Origin of the sequence: uncultured Agathobaculum sp. (assembly GCF_963927765.1) — a bacterium.
Classification (GTDB): domain Bacteria; phylum Bacillota; class Clostridia; order Oscillospirales; family Butyricicoccaceae; genus Agathobaculum.
Genome location: NZ_CAWVCU010000090.1, coordinates 1 through 7,329, shown reverse-complemented (window position 1 = coordinate 7,329; position 7,329 = coordinate 1). Strand labels below are relative to the sequence as shown.

The 7,329-nt window shown below is 52.0% G+C and carries 7 protein-coding genes and 2 pseudogenes; all 9 read right to left on the bottom strand.

What is annotated here, in order from left to right; genetic code table 11:
- Positions 1-370: 370 nt before the first annotated feature.
- Positions 371-559 carry a hypothetical protein gene (locus ABGT74_RS08355; protein WP_297283348.1) on the bottom strand — a complete coding sequence of 63 codons (189 nt, stop codon included), beginning with the start codon at positions 557-559 and terminating at the stop codon, positions 371-373.
- Between the two features lie 316 nt (positions 560-875).
- Positions 876-1,115 (bottom strand): annotated as a pseudogene (locus tag ABGT74_RS08350) (ATP-binding cassette domain-containing protein); the annotation flags it as partial.
- Between the two features lie 12 nt (positions 1,116-1,127).
- Positions 1,128-1,472, bottom strand: a pseudogene (locus tag ABGT74_RS08345) (FtsX-like permease family protein); the annotation flags it as partial.
- A gap of 784 nt (positions 1,473-2,256) precedes the next feature.
- Entirely contained in the window at positions 2,257-2,697 is a 441-nt protein-coding gene (locus ABGT74_RS08340; RefSeq protein WP_297283349.1) for an FtsX-like permease family protein, read from the bottom strand.
- A complete protein-coding gene (locus tag ABGT74_RS08335; RefSeq protein ID WP_346705178.1) occupies positions 2,670-3,677 on the bottom strand; it encodes a hypothetical protein in 1,008 nt (335 codons plus the stop codon). Before ABGT74_RS08335 ends, ABGT74_RS08340 begins: the two co-directional genes overlap by 28 nt.
- Positions 3,674-4,018: a hypothetical protein gene (locus tag ABGT74_RS08330; protein ID WP_346705177.1), complete on the bottom strand. Its 345-nt coding sequence runs from the start codon at positions 4,016-4,018 to the stop codon at positions 3,674-3,676. The genes ABGT74_RS08335 and ABGT74_RS08330 overlap by 4 nt, the downstream gene beginning before the upstream one ends.
- A 314-nt stretch (positions 4,019-4,332) precedes the next feature.
- The gene (locus ABGT74_RS08325) at positions 4,333-5,460 is read right to left on the bottom strand and encodes a PTS transporter subunit EIIC (RefSeq protein WP_297283351.1); all 1,128 of its coding nucleotides are present in this window, start codon (positions 5,458-5,460) and stop codon (positions 4,333-4,335) included.
- Between the two features lie 14 nt (positions 5,461-5,474).
- Positions 5,475-6,911, bottom strand: a complete 1,437-nt coding sequence (locus ABGT74_RS08320; RefSeq protein ID WP_346705176.1) for an alpha/beta hydrolase domain-containing protein — start codon at positions 6,909-6,911, stop codon at positions 5,475-5,477.
- A 42-nt stretch (positions 6,912-6,953) separates the two neighbouring features.
- Positions 6,954-7,329 (bottom strand): FGGY-family carbohydrate kinase (locus ABGT74_RS08315; protein ID WP_346705175.1); only part of this gene is annotated, 376 nt, incomplete at its 5' end.

Sequence of the window (7,329 nt, the reverse complement as noted above, 5' to 3'; positions counted from 1 at the left end):
CCGTGCATACGCAAAGCCGAAAGAGCTTTCCCACAATCGCTATCACCCCCTTTCGCAAGGGAGTAGCCGACCGCCTGCCGTCTGGTGGCAGTGCCTTAAAGCGAGTATAGCAGAAACTACGACAAGAAACAAGCCGCTGTTCTTTATTTGTTCTTCTTCTCCTAAAGCACAACTGCCCTGCTTTTACTCGCACACTATATATAGTTTATTTTATCCGCTATTCATCTATATACAGTGTATTCGGCTGTTCTGTTCTTTCGCTTCATCGCTCATAACCCGGAGGTCGTTGGTTCAAGTCCAGCCCCCGCAACCACCAAAAAGCACTGATTTTGAACGAAATCAGTGCTTTTTCTTTTGTTCATTTTGTCCCCTATCGCAAGGTCGTCAGGATTTGCCACGGCTGCAATTGAAAGATGAACGAGCCGCCCTTGCAGATTGCGGCTAGGATAATCAGCAGTTCCCTCCCGGTCAGCACCAGCAGCTGCATAAATTCGAAAGAAAAGTCAATGGTATCCGGCCCAGCGTAACTGCCGCTGTCGTATGTGAACAGTTCCCCCACCCCTGCCGTTTCTCGCGGCCTGCATAATTTCCTCTACCAGCCTCTGATCTAGTGTCGCGCCCATATATGCCTTGGTAGTGCTACTATCCTGCAAGGTAACCGGTTGATAGTACTCCGTATTTTCCGGATCAAGCGCCGGCATTTTGAACACAAAGCTCATCCCTAGCTGCCGTTGGATCTCATGCGTGACCGCACTGATGCTGTTCCACACAGTCCCCCCAACGGCAAGGCTGAATGAAATAGTGAATAACAATAAAAGCAGCAAAATACTTCTCTTATATTTTCGTCTCAAGTACAGTAATGCACGTTTTCCATTCTATGTCACCTCGATCTCCCCATGTGAGAACCGCAGGATAACATCCCCCGCCGCCGCAACCTCGTTCGAGTGGCTGACAATGATAACGCATTTATTCAGCGACCGCGCGCGTTCGACCAGCAACTCGGTTACGTCGCGCGCTGTGTCCTCATCCAAATTGCCGGTCGGCTCATCCGCAAGGATGATTGGTGCAGCTGATGCCAGTGCACGCGCGATCGCGACGCGCTGCTGCAGCCCGCCGATCGCGTTCCCGATCACGCCGGACAGGCTCAAGCTCAGCAGTGCAGCAATCAGAAACGCCGGCAGCGCGACATAGTAATTCTCCAGCACGATCTGTCCCGTGATGCCCTTCGGCGAAATGCCCAGCGAGATCAGGATGCCGACCTCGGTCATGCGTTCGCGCGTCCACATCAGCAGGATAAGCGCCAGTATGCCAACGCTGAGGAGCAGAATGACGATCAGCAGGAAAAAGCTGATCGTCTCGGCCTTCTGGATCGTGCCTGCTGTCTGCTGGTATCGAGCGTTGTTCTCCGAGAGCACAAAGCTGTCCCACTCCGCATAGGGCTGACTTTTCAGATCAGCCACCGTCTGCTCCATCTGCGCCGGATCATCTAGAAACAGCATGAGCCCTGAGCTGTAATTGTACTGCTCTGCTGTCCGGTCCGGGAACTTCAGCTGGTACAGCTCTTTGGCCGTGTTGATATCAGTAAAGATCACATTTTCCTGTAATTCGCTCTCTGGCGTGCTCGGACTGACGGGTTCGCTGCGCGTCACCAGATAGATGCCCACGATCTCGAAATCCACCTGTGTTCCGGCGTGTTCCGGCTGCCAGCCAGCTACGCCCTCCACAATGCTCGCATGCAGCGTATCGCCGACCGACAGGCCGTTCAGCTCCGCGATCTCCTTGGAAATCATCGCTTTGTGCTTATCCTCGGCCGTAATGTGCCGCCCATCCGCCAGCTGATATGAAACGGCAACGAACCGCTCGTGCAGCGCGGACTCCGTGCAGCCGATAAACTTGGGCACATATTCGCCGGGCAATCCCGTACCGCTGTATGAGCCGGGGACAAGGTCAAGCCCGTCGCAGTACATATAGTAAGTATCCACGCCGTTGATCTTACTGACGTTGTCCAGCATGCGCACCTGTTCAAGCAGCTGCTCATCGGTTTTCTGTGTGCCCTCGGCCGACTGCTGAATCGTGAAATATCCGCCGATGCTGCTGCGCAGCTCTTTGACCGCGTCGCCGCTCGCGGAGTAAAGCGCCAGCCCCAGCAGCGAAATGGTCATCAGCGCGACCAGCAGGATCAGCAGCAGCACTGTCCGCTTGGGATTGCGAATCACATAAAGCCATGCACGTTTTGTTGTTGGCATAATACGCCCCCTATCGCAGTGTCGTTAAAATCTGCCGCGGCTGCAAGCTGAAAACAAATGATCCGCCCTTGCAGATCGCCGCAACGATAATCAGCATCTCCAGTGCCAGCAGAATCAGAAAATCGGCGAACCGGAACGAGAAATCAATCTGATTCGGGCCGACATACTCGCTGCTTTCATACGCCATCAGCTCGTTCATCGTGCCCGACATCGCCGCCTGATGTAGTTCTTCCCGTGTGTATTCCCGTTCCTGCGGCTGCGCCTTCTCGATGGTGGATGCAAGCATCCGGCTGCCAATCTGTTCCGGTACCTGTTGGCTCGTTCCAAACGCCAACGCACCGGCCAACACCGCAACCAGTGCAGCCTCCAGTACGAACTGACCAACAACGGAGACTTTACCAAGCCCCAGTGACAGGTAAATGGCTATCTCTTTTTTCGGCTGCCAACCCACATGGTAAACACAACGAACAAAATGATGGTGCAGCCGATGACAATAATCCCCACAACACCCACAATGAGATTGCGGATCCTTTGGAGCGCATCTACCGTAGATTTATACATCGTGTCGTCTGCAGCGATCTGATAAGAGCCCACATCAATGGTATCCATGCGTTTGACCTGATCGACGATCCCGTCCAGCTGCTTGGGGTTGTCCACGAAAAAGGTCACATTCTGATATTGCGGTTCCTGATCGTAATTTGCCCCGTACTGGGCTTGCTCATTTGCGCTGCGCAGCGTCTTTACCGTATCCAGATCGGTAAACGCCCAGTTATAGGTCATATCATCTTCCGAAACATACCTTCCGGTCGGCTGGTAGCCATTGACATGGAAAAAGCCGACGATAGTAAGCTGCTGGGCCTCCCCCAAAACGGACAACGCTTTCCCGGTAAACACACCGCCGTCCCGAGCCGTCATGCTGATCATATCCCCGATTTGCAGATTGTTAAGTTCCGCCAGTTTATCCGAAAGCAGGACAACATGGCGATCCTCCGGACGGATATGCCGTCCTTCCGCCAGTTCAAAGGCCCCGGTGCGGAATTTAGCCGCCAGCGAAGTATCGCTATTCCCATACAGCATCGTTGCCCGCGACCGCATCGTCGCATACTCTTCTGTGATTCGCTCATCGTCCGCGTAATCTTCGGGATGCGCCTCTCTGTCCTGCAAATCCAAATTCCACATGCCCGGCACAAGCTGCAGATTATCCATATGCGGATAGGCCTCCAGATAATTGTCCGCATTATAGGCACTGATGCCGTCGATCTGCATGATTTTCTCGATCGTATTATCATCCAGATGCGGCCCGGTGTACACCTTGCGCGTCGTGCCGTCCGGCTCGGTCACATCCTCGAGATTGGCCGGATGATGCGTCAGCGATACATGCATGCGGACAACAAAACTGGTGCCAAGCGTCTGCTGGATTTCATGCGTCACTGCACCAATGCTGCGCCAGACACAAATGCCCACAGATAAACAAAAGGAAATAACGAAAAGCAGCAAAAGCAGCAAAACACTGCGCTTGTATTTTCTCCGCAGATACAACAATGACCGTTTGACCATGGTTTACGCCCCCCATTTTTGCTATACGCAACACCTATCCCAGGTTCATCTATCCTTATAATAACAGGACAGCGAACCTCACGGAAAGCAGCATAATCCACAAAGAATTTCGGGTTTTTTCTATTAAAAACCTTGCTGCAAGCTTCTGTCTTCTTGCTCAAACAGCACACGGTCATTTGTTGGATGGAAATAAAAAAACGCACAGGCTTCAACAAGCCCATCTGCACCTGTCAAATAAAAGTGGCAGCACAGAAAAAATTAGCAGAAGCCCTGTTTAGACCTGCACTGAACAAAGCTCTTGTACCCTAGCTGTTCGGAACCAGATAACTTTTCTGCCAAAATCCATCCCTCAGTCATTTCATCCGTATGGCCTCCGTTATTTTCTATGCAACCAATTGCATACGCACGCAATATATTGCTCAATCGACAGTTTTAACAATTGATAAAAAACAGCCGGGATACATCAACTTCTGATGTATCCCGGCTGTTTCACTATATTTTCTGTTCCTAACAGGCATGACCGACCAAATTACTGTGCCTCTGCGCCGCTCAATTCCCGCTTGGACTCATAACCGAACAGGGCGACCAGAACGAATCCCGCTACTGCAGCCGCACCGCAGGTAATCAGCAGCTCTGTGAACCCGGGGCCCATATAAATCGGCAGCGTCAAAACCGATTGCATGGCAAAGGATCTTGCTGCGCCGCCGGTTGCGCCGATGACCGCACCGCCAATGCCGCCCACAATGCTGGTGAACAGCAGCGTTTTGCGATACGGCACCAGCACACCGAACAGCGCCGGGGAAGTTTCGCCGCAGATTGCGGAGATTGCCGCGCCAAATGCAAGCACCTTCAGTTTCTTATCCTTCGCACGCAGCCAGGTAGCCAGCGATACGCCCATTACGGCAAACGCGGCCGGTGCAACCAACGACAGGATGGTGTCCGATCCGGTCGTTGCAATGTTGTTGATCGCGATCGGGATCAGGCCCCAGTGCAGACCCAGCGATACCATGGGTTGGATCAACGCACCCAGAATGATGCCTGCCACAACAGGGCTGATTTCATAGAGCAAATTGTAGCCCGACGCAATGGCGTTGGAAATCGTCGAACCAATGGGGCCCAACACAAACAGGGTCAGCGGAACCAGAATCACAAGCGAGAACAGCGGCCCCAGAATGCCTTCCAGCAGCTCCGGAAGCACCTTCTTCTCCAGCTTTTCCAAATAGATCAGGCAGAAGATGGCAAGGAGCATCGGGATGATACTGGAAGAATAGGTGACGTTCGGCACCTTCCAGCCCAAGAAGGTCAATGTGTCGCCCGCAATTGCCGCGACAATGGTGGGATGCACGGTGAACAGCGCCACGGTAACGGATGCGAAAATATTCACCTTGAACTTCTGGCTTGCAGAGAAGGCCAAAAACACAGGCAGATAGTAGAAAAATGCATCTGCAATGTTATACAGCACCGTGTAAGTACCGCCCTCTGCAGAAAGCACATTCATCGAGGTCAACATCGCCAAAATACCCTTTAACAGACCGACGGTGGTCATAAGGGGAAGCAGCGGAGAAAAAATATCGCAAATGATGTTCAGCACTTTCTCCAGCAGGTTATTCTTCTTTTCCTGCGTCATGGTTTCCGGTGTTGTTGCAAGATTTTCCATTCGTCTGTCCTCCTTTATACTTCATCCAAACCGCATTCTGCCACTGCTTTTTTGCAGTAATCCAGACATTCCTGCACATCCTGCGGCAGCAGACGGCCATCTTTCACACAGCGCTGCGCTTCTTCTTCCACCAGCTTCATGTAATGCTCCGCCGAACCATAAAGCTCGACCGCTTTCTCCCTGCTGTATGGCTCTACATAGCCGAACAGGCTTGCACCAAAGGCATTTTCCGGTGCAGACGGCTCACAGACGGGATGGTACACTGCAAGCGGATACACGATCATCGGCAAACGCCAGCCGCCCACGGCATTGCCGGTGGCATCCGTAAAGTTTTTCAGCGCCGGGTCGGCTTCAATGCGCGGTAAAACCATCGGGGCCACCCCTTCGCGCACCCAGCGATACAAGGCATCCAATGCGCTATGGAACACCAGATGATACGGAAAATCGTTCGGATGGTTCTCCACGCCGGGATATTGGAAGGAAATGCCGCACTTTTCTAAATCCGCATCATCCCGGTAGCACTCCAGAAGAGACTCTTTGGAATCATGCGTCGCACCTGCAATATCATAAACGCGATATTTGAAATCCGGATGATCGCTGTTGCGCCCGCGCAGCGCGTGGTTACCCCAAAGCTGATTCTCGCTTTCGGTATGCACATCGACAAACGGCTCCGTGATCTTTTCCAGCTTTTCTGTGAGCGCTTCGCCCGTGGGACCATAGGATTGGTTCAGATCCGGCATCAGGCTTACCGCACTGCCGCAGGAGAAATATCCGTCAAAATAGCTGTTTTCCTTTTCCTTGCTGTAGGCAAAGGTTTTCAAAAACCGGTTCATGTATCCGCCCGACTGCGACCAGCCCGCGAGATACTGATAGTATTTCCCATATCCTTTCAGCAGTTCATTATCCGGCGTTCTCAGATAATCCGCCAGATCCATCAGCATGTCCCAAAACAAGCCGTCCTCCGTATCGGCAGAAGATGCGCCTGCCAAATTTCCCAAGAACTTGACTTCCGCTCCATCCGGGTTCTGATCGGCAAAGTCCCAGGTGAGTTCTCCGTAACGTTCGCTGTTGAACTGTTTTAACGCCTTGAGCACATTGGGCTTGCTGGTGATGCCAATATAGATATCCCGATGATCCATCATGTAGTCCTGCGTTAAATACCACACACGGTCCACCTCAAAATTGCTGGTGGAATTGAGGATCTCCACCACAACGTTGCCGCTGAAGTCCGCCGGATCAGCAGGCCGCCGGACTATCATGCGGTTCACATAAGGAATGTCTGCATATTTGACCGCAGCTTCCCCAGCTTCCCAGTGATAGACATTGGCCGTACCATAGAGGAAATACTCTTTTTCCTCATAGCCTTTTTCACGAAATTGGGGGTTCTTTGTGGCTGCTTCTAAAATATATGAATGTTCCGAAACAGGGATCTCTTTGATTTTATGAATCATAACTTTTCCTCCCAATCAAAAATATTCGCTCGAATGACATGCCTATCGCAGCAACAGCTCTACCGCCCGGTTCCAGTCATGCAGTTTCTGCTGTCTTTCTTCCTCCGGCATTTTCGGCGTATAACGAACCTTTGCTCTCTGTGCAAACAGTTTTTCCTTCTCATATAAGCCCACGCTGATACCGGCCAAATAGGCCGCTCCCAGCGCTGACAGCTCCTCCACATCCGAGATCGCTACCGTCAACCCGGATATATCGCTCTGCATCTGCATCAAATATCCGTTTTGTGTGGGACCGCCATCCGCGCCCAACTCTTCGATTTGAAACCCGCTGTCTTTGCTTATGTGTGATAAAGAAGCAATAGAAGTGCAAAAAATTTTGCCGTTCCTATCCGACACTTGGCCATTGTGTCGGATAGGT